Origin of the sequence: Streptomyces sp. NPDC088747 (assembly GCF_044751025.1) — a bacterium.
Taxonomy (GTDB): domain Bacteria; phylum Actinomycetota; class Actinomycetes; order Streptomycetales; family Streptomycetaceae; genus Streptomyces.
The window spans coordinates 1-17,258 of the sequence record NZ_JBIVKZ010000010.1; the positions used below are offsets into that span (position 1 = coordinate 1).

Genomic DNA, 17,258 nt, shown 5'->3' on the forward strand with positions numbered 1-17,258 from the left:
TGCAGGGGGGACCCTGTGGGAGAGTAGGACGCCGCCGAACTTATTTTGGAGAAAACCCCTGTACCGGGAAACGGTACGGGGGTTTTCTGCGTTTAGGGTCCGCTTCGTTTTAGTGTTGCGGTATGCGCTACGAATTGATCATCTTCGACAACGACGGCGTTCTCGTGGACAGCGAGCCGATCTCCAACAACCTTCTGGCCGCTTATCTCACCGAGCTGGGGCATCCCACCTCGTACGAGGAGTCCCTTCGCGATTACATGGGCGCCGCCATGCACCGCGTGCACGACCTGGTCAGGGAGCGGAGCGGGCAGCTGCTGCCGGCGGACTTCGACGACGTTTTCCACTCTCGGGTGTTCGCCGCGTTCGAGCGGGAGTTGGAGCCGGTTCCCGGTGCCGTGCAGGTGCTGGAGAAGCTTGCCGCGGACAGGGTGCCGTACTGCGTGGCCTCTTCCGGGAGTCATGAGCGGATTCGGGTGGGGCACCGGAAGACCGGGCTCGACCGGTGGTTCGACGAGGGGCGGGTCTTCAGTTCGCAGGATGTGGGGCGGGGGAAGCCGGCGCCGGATCTGTTTCTGTACGCGGCCGAGCGGATGGGCGTGGCACCGGAGAAGTGTGTCGTGGTGGAGGACAGCCCGCTGGGAGTGCGGGCCGCCGTCGCGGCCGGGATGGATGTGTACGGGTTCACCGCCATGACGCCGGCCGACAGGCTCGTGGGGGCGACTCGGCTCTTCTCCGACCTGAATGAGCTGGCTGACCTGCTTGTTTGATGAGGTTCGGGTGCGAATCGGGCTGGAGTCGGCGGTCCTCCGTGAGGGTCGGCCGCGCCGGAACCGAGAGTTGAGCGAAATTCATCTTCGGTTGGATCTACCCACGGGTAGACCGGGGCCCTACGCTCGCCGCCATGACAGATGTGCTGCGGCGCGGTCGGGCCTCGCTGGCGTTCAGCTTCTTCGCCCAGGGCGTCGCCTTCGCGCTGCTCGTGACGCGCATCCCCGCGATCCAGGACCGCTACGGGATCTCCGACGCGCTGCTGCCCGCGTTCCTCGCCGCGGTGCCGGTCCTCGCCGGGGTCGGGAGCGTTGCCACCGAGCAGTTGGTCAAGCGAATACCGCCCAGCCGCGTGCTGAGGTGGTCGCAGCCCGTCGTGCTCCTTGCCCTGCTGGGGGTCGCGGCCGGTGACCATGTGGCCGAAGTGGCGGTCGCGCTCGGCGTGTTCGGGCTCGCGGTCGGTGCGCTCGACGCCTCGATGAACATGCTCGGGGTGAGCCTTCAGCGGACGTACGGGCGCAGCATCATGCTCGGGTTCCACGCGGTGTACAGCCTGGGCGGGATCGTGGGGGCCTCGCTCGCGTGGGCGGGGGCGCACTGGCATCTGTCGTTGTTCGTGTCGTATCTGCCGGTCGTGGTGGTGCTGTTGCCGGCGGTCCTGGTCGGGAGCCGGTGGTACGTCGACAACGGCGGCGGGGCCGTCGGCGCTGGTGCCTCCGGGGTGAAGGAGGCCGGTGATGCCGCCGGTGGGAAAGAGACGGGTGAGGCTGGGCCCGTCGTCTTCAAGTTGCTGCTGCCGCTGTGTCTGGTGATGACCTTCGCGTACATCGGGGACTCGACGGTCTCCAACTGGAGCGCGAAGTACCTCCAGGACGTCCTGGGCAGTTCGGAGCAGCTCGCGACCGTGCCGTACAACGTGTACATGGTCACGACGCTGGTGGGGCGGGCGATCGGCGACTTCGGGGTGCGGCGGTTCGGGGCCGTGGCGGTCGTGCGGGTGGGGGCGGTGGTCGCGGCGCTGGGGTTCGGGGCCGTGGCGGCGGCGCCCGGCGCGTGGGTGGGGATGCTCGGGTTCACCCTGCTGGGGCTGGGGCTGTGTGTGATCGTGCCGCAGACCTTCGCGGCTGCCGGGCGGCTCTTCCCCGGGGCTTCGGACACGGCCATCGCGCGGCTCAACATCTTCAACTACGTCGGTTTCCTGGTCGGTTCGCCCCTGGTCGGGGCGCTGGGGGACCTGTGGAACTACCGCGTGGCCATGCTCGTACCCATGGTGCTGGTCCTGCTGACCCTGAGGTACGCCCGGTCGTTCGATGTTGAACCGGACCGATACGGTGGCGGGCATGAGCGGCCGCGCACAGCTGATGTGGGACGAGGCAGTAACGGGCTATGACTTCGGTCCGGATCATCCGATGGATCCGGTCCGGCTGGTGTTGACGAGAAAGCTCGTCGACGCGTTCGGGCTGGATCGTGACGTCGAGGTGGTCGCGGCGAAGCCGGCCGGGGACTCGACGTTGCGGCTCGTGCATCGGGAGGACTACGTGGACGCGGTCAAGGCCGCTTCCGTGGATCCGGAGGCCGCCGACCCCTCGTACGGGCTCGGGACCGCCGACGATCCGGCCTTCGCGGGGATGCACGAGGTGTCCGCGATGATCGCCGGGCAGTCGGTGGGCGCGGCGGAGGCGGTGTGGCGCGGGGACGCGCTGCACGCGGTGAACTTCGCGGGCGGGCTGCACCACGCGATGCCGGGGAGCGCGTCGGGGTTCTGCATCTACAACGACGCGGCGCTGGCCATCGCGCGGCTGCTGGAGCTCGGGGCCGAGCGGGTCGCGTACGTCGACGTGGACGTGCATCACGGGGACGGGGTGCAGGCCGCGTTCTGGGACGACCCGAGGGTTCTGACCATCTCGCTGCACGAGCATCCGCGGACGTTGTTCCCGCAGACCGGGTGGCCGGAGGAGACGGGGGCCGACCGGGCGGAGGGCGGCGCCGTCAACGTCGCGCTGCCCGCCGGGACCGGGGACGCGGGATGGCTGCGGGCCTTTCACTCCGTGGTGCCCGAGCTGATCGCGGACTTCCGGCCGCAGGTCCTGGTCTCTCAGCACGGCGCCGACACCCATTTCGAGGATCCGCTCGCGCATCTCGCGGTGTCGCTGGACGCGCAGCGGGCTGTGCAGGTGGCCTGTCACGAGTTGGCGCACGAGCACGCCGAGGGGCGCTGGGTCGCGCTGGGCGGGGGCGGGTACGCGGTGGTCGACGTGGTGCCGCGGTCCTGGACGCATCTGGTCGGTATCGCGGCGGGGCGGGCTGTGGAGCCCGAGACGGTGATTCCTGAGGGGTGGCGGCAGGAGGTGTTCGCTCGGACGCGGCAGTTGGCGCCGGGGCGGATGACCGATGGGCGGTGGCCTGTGTCCTGGAAGGACTGGGAGGCTGGGTACGACCCTGCGGATCGGCTTGATCAGGCGGTGCTGGCTACTCGGCGGGCGGTGTTTCCGTTGCGGGGGTTGTTGCCGTAGGGGGTGGCCCCGGCAGAGGTGTCCCCGGCAAAGAGTGGCCCCCGGCCACGGCTGGCCTCCGCCAAGGGAGGCCCGCCCAGGGGGCCCGCTGAGATGGTCGGGTCAGCTCGGGGTCAGCTCGGGTCGGGCTTGGAGTTTTTCGCCCCCTCCGCCCCTTCCCGTCCCGTTTCTGGGGGCTGCGCCCCCAGGCCCCCGCTTTCGCGCTTCGCGCTTGTCCTCAAACGCCGGACGGGCTGTATGGAAGGTCCCCCCCGTTACGCCAACTGTGCGGGCTTTTCGGGATTTTCGGGGTGAAGCCGCGGCAAATGCGTCAGCATCGCTGGCGTGTTGAGCACCGGAGCTATGCGTGCACATCTGCTGGCCGCGCGGTTGGCCGGGGCGGTGGCCACCTCGCGGGAGGAGAGCCTGCGCAGTTATCGGCTGTTCGCCGCTCGTGATCCCCGTGTGCTGCTCGGCCTCGACCCCGAACGGACGTGGCGGCAGCGGGACTTGATCGAGCTGATGGCGGCCAAGTGTGGGGTTTCCGCCGACCCGTCGCACACTTCAGGGCATGATGTGATCGATCCTGAGCGAACCCTGGCGGCCCTCGATGCCTTCGCCGCCCGGCTCGGGAAGGCGGCCCGTGACCGCGAAACGGTGCTTCTGGGCACCGGTCACCCGCATCGGCTGATTGGCTTCTACGTCGCTCTCGCGGACGCTCTGTCGTCGGCGGGATGTGACGTTCTCACCTCCGCGCAGGGTCACTGTGTCGACATAACGACCCGGTTCGGTCTACGCACGTACAACCTTGACTACGTACAAGGTGTCGCGCTGGTGCGCGAACCCGGGGTGCGAGCCCCCGGTAGTGCGACCGGCGCGCACACCCACTCACCACTCCCGGTTCGTACCGTTCTGGCCGCCGCGGCGGAGGACGGGGGACCGCTTCCCGGGCTGGTGATCGGAGACCACGGATGGGTCTGCGGGGCAGGTCAGCTGGGGTTCGAGGCGATGGGGCTCGCGGATACGGACGATCCCGCGCTCTTCGTCGGGGAGGCAGAGGGGCGGGTGTCCGTCGTCGTTCCGCTTGATGACGCTGTGCGGTCTGATTACTACCGACCGCTTACTCGCTATGTACTCAATCGAGCGTGTCTGTCACAGTAGGCGGCCGATCGCAGCTCCTCTTCCCCACTCGCATCACCCGCCCCTAATCTGGGGAGTGAGCACGCAACGACGAAGTGTCACCGGAAGGGGAAGCCGGTGACCGTCGAGTGCGGAAGGTTCAGGTGTGTCATGGCTGCAGCTGGCGAGAGGCCTCTGAACGAGGTTCAGTTCCTTACCGTGGCGGAAGTCGCCTCGGTGATGCGAGTGTCGAAGATGACCGTGTACCGCTTGGTGCACAGCGGTCATCTGCCGGCGATCCGGGTGGGGAGGTCCTTCCGGGTGCCGGAGCAAGCTGTTCACGAGTACCTCCGCGAGAGCTATGTGGGGGTGGAAACGGCCTGACGGCGGTCCGGGAGCCCTCCGGCGCGGTCCCTGATGGTCCAGGAGGCCATCCAGGATCATCAGGGCTTCGCCCGGAGATCTCCCGGATCCCCTCGATTACGACCTCAGCGCTCGGACGGGTAGGCTGGCCCCTCATAGTCGTGTGGGCCCATGCAGCCCAGCAGCGAGTAAAGAGAAGTGAGCGAGGGTAGTCGTGGGCTCTGTTATCAAGAAGCGGCGCAAGCGGATGGCGAAGAAGAAGCACCGCAAGCTGCTCAAGCGCACTCGCGTTCAGCGTCGCAACAAGAAGTAAGCGACGCCGCCAGAAGCGCGCACTGTGGCCCCCCACCAGCCGGTGGGGGGCCACAGGCATATCCGGCCCCGTATCTCCGACGCGGATTCCTGTGCGCCGAATGGCCCGGTCCGATCGCACGTAGGTGGATGCCGGCCTCCCGTGCGTCGGGCAGTCGTCACGGGGCCACACCGACCCGCTAAGTTGGCGGCACATGGGGAACACGACAGGGTACGAGCAGAGCTACATCCGCATTCTGGAAGGAAGGCGCTGATCTTGGGGAAGGTCGTGCTCGTGACCGGAGTTGCCCGTCGGCTGGGCGGCCGGTTCGTGCGGCGGATCCAGCATGACCCGGAAGTGGACCGGGTGATCGCCGTGGACGCGGTCCCGCCCGAGCACCATCTGGGCGGCGCCGACTTCATCCAGGCCGACATCCGGCACCCGACCATCGCGCGCGTGCTCGCCGAGACGAACGCCGACACGGTCGTGCACATGGACGTGACGGGCACCGCGCTGGCCAGCGGCAGCCGGACTTCGGTCAAGGAGACCAACGTCATCGGCACCATGCAGCTCCTGGGCGCCTGCCAGAAGTCCCCCACCGTCAAGCGGCTCGTCGTGAAGTCCAGTACGAACGTGTACGGATCCGCGCCGCGCGATCCGGCCGTGTTCACCGAGACCACCCCGCCGAAGTCGCTGCCCAGCGGCGGCTTCGCGAAGGACACGGTGGAGGTCGAGGGGTACGTACGGGGATTCGCGCGCCGACGGCCCGACGTGGCCGTGTGCGTCCTGCGGTTCGCGAACATCCTGGGCCCGAGCGCCGATTCGCCGCTCGCCTCGTACTTCTCGCTGCCGGTGCTGCCGACCGTGTTCGGCTACGACCCGCGGCTCCAGTTCGTGCACGAGGACGACGTGATCGACGTACTGCGGATCGCCTCGCACGAGCCGGCCCGCGGGACGCTCAACAGCGGCACGTTCAACATCGCGGGCGACGGCGTCCTGTTGCTCTCCCAGTGCTCGCGGCGCCTCGGCCGTCCCACGCTGCCGCTGCTGCTGCCCGCGCTGTCCTGGGCGGGCACGGCGGTGCGTACGCTGGGCGTCACGGACTTCTCGCCGGAGCAGTTGCGGCTGCTCACCCACGGCAGGGTCGTGGCGACGAAGCAGATGCGCGAGACGCTCGGATTCCGGCCGAGATTCACGACGGCGGAGACCTTCGCGGACTTCGTCCGCGGCCGGGGGCCAGGACTGCTGCCCCCTGATGCCGTCGCGGGAGCCGTCGACCGGATCGCCTCGCTTTCCTTCCTGGGTGACGGCCGACCCCCCAAGCAGAGCGCCAACTGAGGAGCGCATCAACGATGGCGGATGCCAAGGTCATTCCGTTCGACGACGACCGGTCGCGCGGGGGTGCGGCGCAGCGCTCCGCGCGCCGCCGCACCGCGGGAAGCCGGCGTACGGGCGAGCCCGCGGTGGTACGAGAGGTCCAGCCCCTGCCGGGTCCGGCCCCGCGGCGGGATGATGTTCCCGTGACGCGTGAGGAACAACTGCCCCAGGAGCCGCGGGAGAGCGGCGGTCTGGAACGGCGTATCGCCGGGGGCCTGGCCTTCCTGCGCAGGCGGCTGACGGGGGACTACGAGGTCGACGACTTCGGTTACGACGCCGAACTCACCGACCAGGTACTGGTGTCGCTGGTCCGCCCGGTCTACGAGAAGTACTTCCGCGTAGAGGTCAAGGGCATCGAGAACATCCCGTCCGAGGGCGGGGCGCTGATCGTCGCCAACCACTCCGGGACGCTGCCGCTGGACGGCCTGATGATGCAGGTCGCCGTCCACGACAACCACCCGGAGAACCGCCACCTCCGCCTCCTGGCGGCCGACCTGGTGTTCATGCTGCCGGTGGTCAACGAGCTCGCCCGCAAGGCCGGGCACACGCTGGCATGTGCCGAGGACGCCGAACGGCTGCTGGAGCGCGGCGAACTGGTCGGTGTGATGCCCGAGGGTTTCAAGGGCATCGGCAAGCCCTTCGGTGAGCGCTACAAGCTCCAGCGCTTCGGCCGCGGCGGCTTCGTCTCCACGGCGCTGCGCCAGGGCACCCCGATCATTCCGTGCTCGATCGTCGGCGCGGAGGAGATCTATCCGATGATCGGCAACGCGAAGACCCTGGCGCGTGTCCTGGGCTTCCCGTACTTCCCGATCACTCCGACCTTCCCGTGGCTGGGCCCGCTCGGCATGGTGCCGCTTCCCACGAAGTGGACCATCCAGTTCGGCGAGCCGATCCGCACGGACGGCTATCCGCCGGAGGCGGCGGAGGACCCGATGCTGATGTTCAACCTGACGGACCAGGTCAGGGAGCAGATCCAGCACACCCTCTACAAGCTGCTGGTGCAGCGGCGGTCGGTGTTCTTCTGACGCCGGGCCCCTTCAAGGCTGGTCACTTGCCTGTACGTCGGTGGGGGCGCCCTTCCTGAGAAGGGCGCCCCCACCGACGTACTGCCGTACGGGTGCTAGCCGACGTCCTCGCTGTCGATGCCCAGTCCGGGGAGCAGGCCCGGGAGGAGCGGTGGCAGGGTGACGTCCGGTTCGCCGGTGGACGGGGTGCTCCTGCCGGTGGACGGGGAGGCGGAGCCCGTGTCGTCCTTGGGCGGGTCCAGCAGGCCTCCCGTGTTGCCGCCGAGGAGGCCCTCGTCCTGGGTGCCGGAGGTGGACGGCTTGGGTTTGCCGCTGCTCTGGCTGCTGCTGGAAGCGCTGCCGCCGCTGGTGGCGCTGGGCGCCGGGCGGTCGGTGTCGGGGGACGACTGGGATTCCTCGCTGGAGCCGCGGTGGCGGCCCGTGCCCTCCTGCGTGGGCGGCTGCGGCAGCAGCGAGCGCAGGGGGTCGACCTCCTGGTCTATGGCGTCGAAGACCGAGGAGACCTGGTCTCTGACGTCGCCCAGCTGCGCGGGCAGCCGGTCGCGCAGGGCGCCCCAGACCTCGCGGTGGGACTGCGAGAAGGCGGACAGGGCCTGGATGGGGCCCAGTGAGCCGTCCCGTTCGTACGCCTCGTGCAGCAGGCGGTGGCCTTCGGTCGCGTCGTGCCGCATGCCCGACAGGGCGCGACGGATCTCGCCGAGGGACTCGTGGTCGAGTACACCTGAGCGGTCGCGCTCCATCAGCCGGCGGGCCTCGCTGAGCCGGGTCGAGGCCTGGTCGAGGTAGAGCTCGCCCCGGTCGCTCTCTCCGTGGGCGAGGCCGAGCTTGATGTCCTCCATGCCGCGCTTCAGCCCGTAGAGCGAGTCACCGGGGAGGGCGTCGGAGCTGGCGGCGGCCACGCCGCCGAAGGCTCCTGCCGCCACACCGACGGTGAGGCCGCCGGCGGCGAGCCCCTTCGACAGCCGGGAACGTGGCCGCAGCTTGCCGAGACCGGTCGCCCGATGCGCGCCCCGGCCCCGGTGGGACCGCTGCTCGGGCACCGAGGTGCCCGGACCTCCGGCCGCGGTGCCTTCCAGCAGCATGGCCTCCATCGCGGCGACGAGCTGGGCTCGCTGCACGACTTTGACCTCGGGGTCCAGCTCCGGTTTGGGCAGCTCGCCGAGACCGGTGACCAGGGCCAGCAGGCCCTGATCGGTCTGTTCCGCAGCGGCGTGGGACGGTGCCGATCCATCGGGCTGATCGGCCGCCGTGCCCTGGTCGCAGGGCTCGTCCAGGGCCAGGGCGAAGGCGTTCGCCCGCCGGTGTGCCGATACGTTCGCGATCACTGGCGGCACCTCCTCTCATCATGACGGTCGACTCCCCAGGGGGTCCTGAGGGTTGCACCCCCTGACCACGTCCACACGATCGAGTGATCGATGGTGGCCGGGGAGTGACCACAGGGAGCCTGTATCCCGCACAACGAGCGTCGCGGCACTTGGGTTACGGACGACGGATGATCGGACCGCAAAGTCAACAGACTTTTACGGAAGGTGAGTTGAGCGTCGCTGAGCGTGTGGGATCACTATGGCGGTTGGCGGGGCGTACGGGGCTCAGCGGGCGTCTTCCGGGAGGAGCCGCGCCAGGGTGCGGACCGCCCGGTACTGGAGGGTCTTGATCGCGCCCTCGTTCTTGCCCATCACGCGAGCGGTCTCGGCGACCGAGAGCCCCTGGAGGAAGCGCAGGGTCACGCATTCCTGTTGCTGGGGGTTGAGCCTCTTCACGGCGTCCAGCAGGGCCGCGTTCGACAGGGACTCCAGGACGGAGTCCTCGGGGCTCCGCTCGACCTCGTTGGCGTCGAGCATCTCGCCGGTGGTCACCTCCAGCCGGAAGCGGCTGGACTTGAAGTGGTCGGCGACCAGGTTGCGGGCGATGGTCACCAGCCAGGCGCCGAAGTCGCGGCCCTGCCAGGTGAAGGTTCCGATGCGGCGCAGGGCGCGCAGGAACGTCTCGCTGGTGAGGTCTTCCGCGGTCGCCTTTCCGCCGACGCGGTAATAGATGTAGCGGTACACGGTGTCGCTGTACTGGTCGTAGAGCCGGCCGAAGGCATCGGCCTCGCCCGCTTGGGCGCGCTCCACGAGTTCCATCATCCGGGCGCTGTCGCTGTCTGCGGCCGGGCGGCGTGCGGTGGTGGCCGAGCTCGAGCGGCCCCGTCTGCCGACCGCCGCGCTTCCGTCGGCCAGGGCGTAACAAGGGCCGACGGGCGCGGGGCCGGCGAAGGCGGGGACGGCGTACGCGGTGGGGACGAAGCCGCGCAAGCGGTCCAGAACCGTTGCGCGCAGCGTAGCCAGGCCCGAGGCGTCAACCCCGACGTGTGAGTACACGGGACTCCCAGAGGCAGAGCTTCCATCACGTTCAGTGCGGAACCGTTCACCCGTCGTAGCGAAAGAGGGGTGGCGGTTTGCGTCTGAGGAGAATAACGCTTCGTACAGGCAGCACTACACCGAGTTGCTCAAATCACCGATTGCGTCGCTTCTGTTACCTATTGGCGCCGGTTCAAGTGTCGGACAGTGACCGTTTGTTGATCGTTTCGGTCCGTGTTCCGTTTGAGTGCGGGGCGTGTTGTGGCCGTCCGCGGTTGACGGGACTGGCGAGGGCGTTGTGGGGGTAGAACGTGGGATTGCCCCGCGGCGCGTCATGGGGACCCCTGCGCACCCGTGTGCGCCCGGTTGTTCGGGCAACCGGGTCGGGCGGGGGTCGATGACGGGAAAGAGCCGGGGTCAGCGGCGGCGGCGGTGCAGGGCGATGGCGGCTACCGTGCCGCCCGCCACCGCGCCCACTCCTGCGGCGGCCGGGATGCCGACCTTGGCCGCCTTGCGGCCCGTCCGGTAGTCGCGCAGGCGCCATTCCAGGTCGCGGGCGTGCCTGCGGAGCTTGCTGTCCGGGTTGATCGCGTAGGGGTGGCCGACCAGGGAGAGCATGGGGATGTCGTTGTGCGAGTCGCTGTAGGCGGCGCAGCGGGAGAGGTCCAGGCCCTCCGCGGCGGCCAGTGCGCGCACCGCCTCCGCCTTGGCGGGGCCGTGCAGGGGTTCGCCGACCAGTTTGCCCGTGTAGACGCCGTTCACCGACTCGGCGACCGTGCCCAGCGCGCCGGTCAGGCCGAGGCGGCGGGCGATCACCGTGGCGATCTCGACCGGGGCGGCGGTGACCAGCCACACCTTCTGGCCGGCGTCGAGGTGGGCCTCGGCCAGTGCGCGGGTGCCCGGCCAGATCCGCTCGGCCATGTACTCGTCGTAGATCTCCTCGCCGATGGACATCAGCTCGGCGACGCGGTGGCCCTTGACGATCGACAGTGCCGAGTCGCGGGCCTCCTGCATGTGCTCCGGATCCTCGACGCCCGCGAGCCTGAACCACGCCTGCTGCCAGGCGAACCGGGCGAGGTCGCGCGTCTCGAAGAACTTCCGCTTGTGCAGTCCGCGGCCGAAGTGGAAGATCGCGGCGCCCTGCATCACGGTGTTGTCGAGGTCGAAGAACGCGGCGGCCTTGTCGTCGCCGAGCACCGGGAAGTCCGGCACCTCGACGGGGACGCCAGGCGCGGTCTGCGCGAATTCCTCCAGCTCCTGGGAGGTTTTGCGCGCTGCCTCCGCCGAGGCCTCGCCTGCCAACACGCTCCGCGCGGTGGCGGAGCGCCTACGGGGAGTGAGCCATCCGAGAGCGGCCATGTCGTGAGCATAGCCAGTTTGTTCGGTGGTTCCGGAGTCGCGAGGATTCGAGGCTGTGAACTCTCCGCGACCGAGCCGTTAAAGAAACGATCCGGGCGGTGTGTCGCGGCGGCCCGGCGGCGTGCCGGTGTCCTTGGCCGGGTGGGTCCCGCCGGGCGTGGGGCGCGTGAGAATGGCCGTATGAGTTCCATGTTCCGGCGCGACGGGCGCCGTACGGAGAAGGCGGCGGCCGCGGTGTCCGGCCGGCCGCGGCTGGTCACTCTCGTCAGGAAGCCGGGGTGTCATCTGTGTGATGACGCACAGGAAGTGGTCGAGCGGGTCTGCGGTGAGCTGGGGGTGGACTGGGAGCTGAAGGACATCAGCACGGACGAGGAACTGCACCGTGCCTACTGGGAACAGATCCCGGTCGTGCTGGTGGACGGGGCCCAGCACACGTTCTGGCGGGTGAACGAGGAGCGCCTGCGCAAGGCCCTCGGCTAGCCGGGATTGGCCGATCGTGGCTCGATCGTGGCCTGACTGAGTAGTCCGGCTGGTCCGGAAAGTCGCCTAGGATCGACGGCGACTGGTCTCGGGGGCGGGATGCGTTGAGGAGAGTGTGCGGTTTTGCCCCCTTCAGGCGAGGAACGAAACTGTCCGCGCGCCGGTTCCATACCTGTGCGCGGGGCGTGCGTGACCCCGGTCACGTTGGCCGGGCAAATCGGACACCATCTTTGTGCACGCGTTCACAAAGACATAGCCTGCATTCGACGGGGCGGTCTAGGTACGTGTGACCGCCTGAAGCCCCGCGCTACCCGCAGGAGCACCGTGGCAACTGGCCGAACTCACCGACCGGCGACCCGCAGCCGAGGGATTCCCGAGGCCACCGTCGCCCGTCTTCCGCTGTACCTCCGAGCCCTCACCGCACTGTCCGAGCGCTCGGTACCCACGGTCTCCTCCGAGGAGCTCGCGGCCGCCGCGGGAGTCAACTCCGCGAAGCTGCGCAAGGACTTCTCCTACCTCGGCTCCTACGGGACGCGTGGTGTGGGGTACGACGTCGAGTATCTCGTGTACCAGATCTCCCGCGAACTGGGCCTCACCCAGGACTGGCCGGTCGTGATCGTCGGTATCGGAAACCTCGGCGCGGCGCTGGCCAACTACGGCGGATTCGCCTCCCGCGGGTTCCGGGTCGCGGCGCTGATCGACGCCGATCCCGAGATGTCGGGCAAGCAGGTCGCCGGGATCGCCGTGCAGCACAGCGACGGCCTGGAGAAGATCATCGACGACAACGGCGTCTCCATCGGGGTCATCACCACCCCGCCGGGCGTCGCCCAGGCGGTCTGCGACCGGCTCGTGGCCGCCGGTGTCACCTCCATCCTGAACTTCGCGCCGACCGTCCTGACCGTTCCGGACGGTGTCGACGTGCGCAAGGTCGACCTCTCCATCGAGCTGCAGATCCTCGCCTTCCACGAGCAGCGCAAGGCGGGCGAGGAGGCCGAGGCGCAGGCCGCGGCCGCCGTGCTGCCGGCCGCGCAGGACAGCAGCGGCAAAGGGCCTGACGGGGATGTCCCCGCCGTGATGCCGGCATGAGTCTCCTGGTCGTCGGGCTGAGTCACCGCAGCGCTCCGGTCAGTGTCCTGGAGCGGGCCGCGCTGTCCGCGGACGCGCAGGTCAAGCTGTTGCAGGACACCCTCGCCGCCGAGCCGGCCAGCGAGGCCGCGGTGCTCGCCACCTGCAACCGGATCGAGCTGTACGCCGACGTGGACAAGTTCCACGCGGGCGTCGCCGAGCTCTCCACGCTGCTCGCCCAGCACAGCGGGGTCGGTCTGGAGGAGCTCACTCCTTACTTGTACGTGCACTACGAGGACCGTGCCGTCCACCATCTGTTCTCGGTGGCGTGCGGGCTCGACTCGATGGTCGTGGGCGAGGGCCAGATCCTCGGCCAGATCAAGGACGCGCTGGCCACCGGGCAGGAACTGCACACCGCGGGCCGCCTGCTGAACGACCTGTTCCAGCAGGCCCTGCGGGTCGGCAAGCGCGCCCACTCCGAGACCGGCATCGACCGCGCGGGCCAGTCCCTGGTCACCTTCGGCCTGGAGCAGCTCGCGTACGGCGCCCCGGCCGACGTCTGGCTGAAGGGCAAGCGGGCCCTGGTCCTCGGGGCCGGCTCGATGTCCTCGCTGGCCGCCGCGACGCTCGCGCGCGCCGGGGTCGCCGAGGTCGTCGTCGCCAACCGCACGCTGGACCGTGCCGAGCGTCTCGCCAGGATCCTCACCGACAGCGACGAAACGGACGTGGTGGCCCGCGCGGTACCGATCGATTCGGTGCCCTTCGAGCTGACACGTGCCGACATCGCCGTCTCCTGCACGGGCGCGACCGGGCTCGTGCTGTCCGCCGATTCCGTGGTCGCCGCGGTCGCCGGGCGCACCGCGGAGCCCGTGGCCCGCGGCGGGGAGGCCGGCCGCCGTTCCGTGCCGGGCGGATCCGGTCGTACGACCGCCTCGGCCGCCGTACGGGAGGACCTGCCGCCGACGAGCGTGGGGACCGACGACGGCTGCCCGCTCGACCTGTCCGCCGTGCAGACCACCGCCGGGTTCTCCGTGCTGGGCGAGGCCGCTGTGGCCGGTATGGGCGCGGCCGAGCTGGAACAGCACGCCGCCTGGGTGGACAAGGGCGACGAGGCCGGCCGGGCGGCTTCCGCGACCGGCCAGCGTACGGCGGGGGTCGCCGGCACCGGCGCCGCGCCGGACCTCGACGCGGGCTTCACCGCGCTGCTCGATCCGGAGGCCGACTCCGACGCCATCCTGGCGCTCGCCGCGTTGGCCGCCACCGTCGGCCGGGTGCCCGAGCGGCGCAGGCCCGAGCCCGTCGCCGAGGCACCCCGGCCCGCTCCCGTGCTCGCGCTCCTCGACCTGGCGATGCCGCGTGACATCGACGCGGCCGTGCACCGGCTGCTCGGGGTGCGGCTCGTCGACATCGAGTCGCTCGCCGACGCGTCCGCGGACGCGCCGATGGCCGCCGACGTCGACCAGGTGAAACGGATCGTCTCCGAAGAGGTGGCCGCCTTCGGCGCCGCCCTGCGGGCCGCGCACATCACCCCCACCGTCGTGGCGCTGCGGACCATGGCCGCCGAGGTCGTCGCGACCGAGATCGCGCGCCTGGACGGACGGCTGCCCGGCCTCGACGACCGGCAGCGCGGAGAGATCACCCAGACCGTGCGACGCGTGGTGGACAAGCTGCTGCACGCGCCGACCGTACGGGTCAAGCAACTGGCCGCCGAACCCGGCGGTGCCGGGTACGCGGACGCGTTGCGGACCCTGTTCGACCTGGACCCCGAGACGGTCGCCTCCGTCTCGCGGGCCGAGGAGAACGACAGCAGCACCGAAAACGCCCAGCACGTCGAGAACACAGAGAACGCCGAGAACCGAGGGCGAGCATGAGTGAGCAGGCATTGAGGCTGGGGACGAGGCGAAGCAAACTCGCCCTGGCCCAGTCCGGGCAGGTGGCGGACGCCGTGAGCCAGGTGACCGGACGGCCGGTCGAGCTGGTGGAGATCACGACGTACGGCGACACCTCCCGCGAGAACCTCGCGCAGATCGGCGGCACGGGGGTGTTCGTGACCGCGCTGCGCGACGCGCTCCTCGCCAAGGACGTCGACTTCGCCGTGCACTCCCTCAAGGATCTGCCGACCGGACAGCCCGACGAGCTGGCGCTGGCCGCCGTACCGCTGCGCGAGGACCCGCGTGACGTGCTGGTCGCCCGCGACGGGCGCACCTTCGCGGAGCTGCCCGACGGGGCGCGGATCGGCACCGGTTCGCCGCGCCGGATGGCCCAGTTGAACGCGTACGCGCGCAATCACGGGACGACGATCGAGACGGTCGCGATCCGCGGGAACGTCGACACGCGGATCGGGTACGTGCGCAAGGGCGAGCTCGACGCCGTCGTGCTCGCCGCCGCCGGCCTCAGCCGCCTCGGGCGGCTCGCAGACGTGACGGACTTCCTGTCCGTCGACACTGTTTTGCCCGCCCCCGGCCAGGGGGCACTGGCGATCGAGTGTGCCGCGGACAACGCGGACCTCGTCGCAGCGCTCGGTGAACTCGACGACCCGCTCAGCCGGGCCGCCGTGACCGCCGAACGGTCCCTGCTCGCCGCCCTGGAGGCCGGCTGCAGCGCACCTGTGGGTGCGTTCGCCGACCTGCTGGCCGACGGGCAGATTGTCAAGGAAATGCGCCTGCGCGGCGTCGTCGGCACGACCGACGGCTCGACGCTGGTGCAGTTGTCCACCACCGGTCCCGTGCCCGAGACGTACGACCAAGCAATGGCGCTCGGCCGTGAACTCGCTGCCGAGATGCTTGCCAAGGGCGCGGCCGGTCTGATGGGGGAGCGAGCACAGTGAGCCCCACCAACCTTCCCGCCGGTCCGGAACACGGGCACGTCACCTTCCTCGGTGCCGGACCCGGGGATCCGGGACTACTGACACTGCGCGCCGTAGAGGCGCTGGCGAACGCGGATGTCCTCGTCGCCGAGCACGAGGTGCTCGACGTCGTCCGCGCACACGCCAGACCAGGCGTCGCCGTACTGAACACGGATACCGACACCGGCCCGGCCGGTAACGCGTCGCCCATGGGCACGGCTTCGTCCGTGGGCGCGCGCTCGGGTACAGGCACGCCTCAGCTGACGGTTGTTGACGGTTCGTCAACAACCGTTGGTGACCCCCTGTTGAGGGACGCTGCCAATCTTGTCATGACGGCCGCACGGGGCGGCAAGCGGGTCGTGCGTGCGGTGTCCGGGGACCCCGGACTAGATACGTACGCCGCCGAGGAAATGCTCGCCTGCGCCGCCGCGGGTGTGCCGTTCGAGGTGGTTCCCGGTGTCGCCGCCGCCGTCGGGGTGCCCGCTTACGCGGGTGTGCCGCTGCGGGACGCGCAGGGCGCGGATGTGCGGTTCGTCGACGCGCGGACCGCCTCGGACCGGTGCTGGACCGAGGTCGGCGCGTCCGACGGGACGGTCGTCGTCTCCTCGACGCTCGACTCCGTGGGCGCCGCGGCCGGTGAGCTGGTGGCCGCGGGCCGCAAGCCGGACACGCCGATGACCGTCACCGTCGCGGGCACGACGACCCGGCAGCGGACCTGGGGCGCCACGCTCGGCACGATCGCGCAGACGCTGAAGCAGGCGAAGGTTCTCCCCTCCCCGGAGGGGCACCGTCCGGTGATAGCCGTGGTCGGTGAGCGTTCCGCCGCCGCCCAGCGCGACCAGTTGTCGTGGTTCGAGTCCAAGCCGCTGTTCGGCTGGAAGGTTCTCGTGCCGCGTACGAAGGAGCAGGCGGTGTCGCTCTCCGACCAGTTGCGGTCGTACGGGGCCGTGCCGCACGAGGTGCCGACGATCGCCGTCGAGCCGCCGCGGACGCCTCAGCAGATGGAGCGGGCGGTCAAGGGTCTGGTCACCGGCCGCTACGAGTGGATCGCCTTCACCTCGGTCAACGCGGTGAAGGCGGTGCGGGAGAAGTTCGAGGAGTACGGGCTCGACGCGCGCGCGTTCGCCGGGATCAAGGTGGCGGCGGTGGGTGAGCAGACGGCCAAGGCGCTGGTCGCCTTCGGCGTGAAGCCGGATCTGGTGCCGAGCGGTGAGCAGTCCGCGGCCGGACTGCTGGAGGACTGGCCGCCGTACGACCCGGTGTTCGACCCGATCGACCGGGTGTTCCTGCCGCGGGCGGACATCGCGACCGAGACGCTCGTCGCCGGGCTGATCGAGCTGGGCTGGGAGGTCGACGACGTCACGGCCTACCGGACTGTGCGGGCGTCGCCGCCTCCGGTGGAGACGCGGGAGGCGATCAAGGGGGGCGGGTTCGATGCCGTGCTCTTCACGTCGTCGTCCACGGTGCGGAACCTGGTGGGTATCGCGGGCAAGCCGCACAACGTGACGGTGATCGCCTGCATCGGGCCCGCTACGGCCAAGACGGCCGAGGAGCATGGGCTGCGGGTCGATGTGATGGCGCCGGAGCCGTCCGTGCACAAGCTGGCGGAGGCGTTGGCGGACTTCGGGCTGCGGAGGCGGGCTGCGGCGGCTGAGGCGGGGGATCCTGTTACTCGGCCCAGTGAGCGGCGGCCGGGGTCTCGGCGGCGGCGTACGACTACGTAGGTACGGGTTC

At 70.0% G+C, this 17,258-nt stretch carries 16 protein-coding genes; 13 read left to right on the forward strand and 3 right to left on the reverse strand.

The features are described 5' to 3' along the window. Positions 1-122: 122 nt before the first annotated feature. The 8 genes from ACIP79_RS23135 (at position 123) to ACIP79_RS23170 (ending at position 7,436) form a co-directional block, all read left to right on the forward strand. Positions 123-767 (forward strand): HAD family hydrolase, encoded by a 645-nt coding sequence (locus tag ACIP79_RS23135; RefSeq protein ID WP_401226292.1) that lies wholly within the window; start codon positions 123-125, stop codon positions 765-767. Positions 768-901: 134 nt separating this feature from the next. Then, complete coding sequence (locus tag ACIP79_RS23140) at positions 902-2,158, forward strand: MFS transporter (RefSeq protein ID WP_401226295.1); 1,257 nt, start codon at positions 902-904, stop codon at positions 2,156-2,158. After that, complete coding sequence (locus ACIP79_RS23145) at positions 2,109-3,281, forward strand: acetoin utilization protein AcuC (RefSeq protein WP_401226298.1); 1,173 nt, start codon at positions 2,109-2,111, stop codon at positions 3,279-3,281. Before ACIP79_RS23140 ends, ACIP79_RS23145 begins: the two co-directional genes overlap by 50 nt. 324 nt (positions 3,282-3,605) lie before the next feature. Continuing rightward, positions 3,606-4,421 carry a phosphatase gene (locus ACIP79_RS23150; RefSeq protein WP_401226300.1) on the forward strand — a complete coding sequence of 272 codons (816 nt, stop codon included), beginning with the start codon at positions 3,606-3,608 and terminating at the stop codon, positions 4,419-4,421. Between the two features lie 129 nt (positions 4,422-4,550). Next, a complete protein-coding gene (locus tag ACIP79_RS23155) occupies positions 4,551-4,763 on the forward strand; it encodes a helix-turn-helix domain-containing protein (protein WP_004984898.1) in 213 nt (70 codons plus the stop codon). Between the two features lie 193 nt (positions 4,764-4,956). Further along, positions 4,957-5,055 carry a 30S ribosomal protein bS22 gene (locus ACIP79_RS23160; RefSeq protein WP_003948845.1) on the forward strand — a complete coding sequence of 33 codons (99 nt, stop codon included), beginning with the start codon at positions 4,957-4,959 and terminating at the stop codon, positions 5,053-5,055. A gap of 255 nt (positions 5,056-5,310) precedes the next feature. Then, a complete protein-coding gene (locus ACIP79_RS23165) occupies positions 5,311-6,372 on the forward strand; it encodes an NAD-dependent epimerase/dehydratase family protein (protein ID WP_401226303.1) in 1,062 nt (353 codons plus the stop codon). A 14-nt stretch (positions 6,373-6,386) separates the two neighbouring features. After that, entirely contained in the window at positions 6,387-7,436 is a 1,050-nt protein-coding gene (locus ACIP79_RS23170; protein WP_401226305.1) for a lysophospholipid acyltransferase family protein, read from the forward strand. Between the two features lie 95 nt (positions 7,437-7,531). Here the strand turns inward: ACIP79_RS23170 and ACIP79_RS23175 are convergent, their stop codons facing one another. The 3 genes from ACIP79_RS23175 to ACIP79_RS23185 form a co-directional block, all read right to left on the reverse strand. Continuing rightward, positions 7,532-8,761, reverse strand: coding sequence for a DUF5667 domain-containing protein (locus tag ACIP79_RS23175; protein ID WP_401226307.1), 1,230 nt, complete (start codon positions 8,759-8,761; stop codon positions 7,532-7,534). Positions 8,762-9,025: 264 nt separating this feature from the next. Continuing rightward, entirely contained in the window at positions 9,026-9,796 is a 771-nt protein-coding gene (locus tag ACIP79_RS23180) for an ECF subfamily RNA polymerase sigma factor, BldN family (RefSeq protein ID WP_383685381.1), read from the reverse strand. 396 nt (positions 9,797-10,192) lie between these two features. After that, on the reverse strand, positions 10,193-11,134 hold the full coding sequence (locus tag ACIP79_RS23185; protein ID WP_401226310.1) for an HAD family hydrolase: 942 nt from the start codon (positions 11,132-11,134) through the stop codon (positions 10,193-10,195). A gap of 180 nt (positions 11,135-11,314) precedes the next feature. Between ACIP79_RS23185 and ACIP79_RS23190 the strand changes: the two genes are divergently transcribed. From ACIP79_RS23190 to ACIP79_RS23210, 5 genes are all read left to right on the forward strand, one after another. Next, positions 11,315-11,614, forward strand: a complete 300-nt coding sequence (locus ACIP79_RS23190; RefSeq protein WP_401226312.1) for a glutaredoxin family protein — start codon at positions 11,315-11,317, stop codon at positions 11,612-11,614. 324 nt (positions 11,615-11,938) lie between these two features. Continuing rightward, positions 11,939-12,700, forward strand: a complete 762-nt coding sequence (locus ACIP79_RS23195) for a redox-sensing transcriptional repressor Rex (protein WP_383685387.1) — start codon at positions 11,939-11,941, stop codon at positions 12,698-12,700. After that, on the forward strand, positions 12,697-14,550 hold the full coding sequence (locus ACIP79_RS23200) for a glutamyl-tRNA reductase (protein ID WP_401226316.1): 1,854 nt from the start codon (positions 12,697-12,699) through the stop codon (positions 14,548-14,550). Before ACIP79_RS23195 ends, ACIP79_RS23200 begins: the two co-directional genes overlap by 4 nt. Beyond that, the gene (gene hemC, locus ACIP79_RS23205) at positions 14,547-15,506 is read left to right on the forward strand and encodes a hydroxymethylbilane synthase (RefSeq protein ID WP_401226319.1); all 960 of its coding nucleotides are present in this window, start codon (positions 14,547-14,549) and stop codon (positions 15,504-15,506) included. The genes ACIP79_RS23200 and hemC overlap by 4 nt, the downstream gene beginning before the upstream one ends. Beyond that, positions 15,503-17,248 (forward strand): uroporphyrinogen-III synthase, encoded by a 1,746-nt coding sequence (locus tag ACIP79_RS23210; protein ID WP_401226321.1) that lies wholly within the window; start codon positions 15,503-15,505, stop codon positions 17,246-17,248. The genes hemC and ACIP79_RS23210 overlap by 4 nt, the downstream gene beginning before the upstream one ends. The last annotated feature ends 10 nt before the right edge of the window (positions 17,249-17,258 follow it).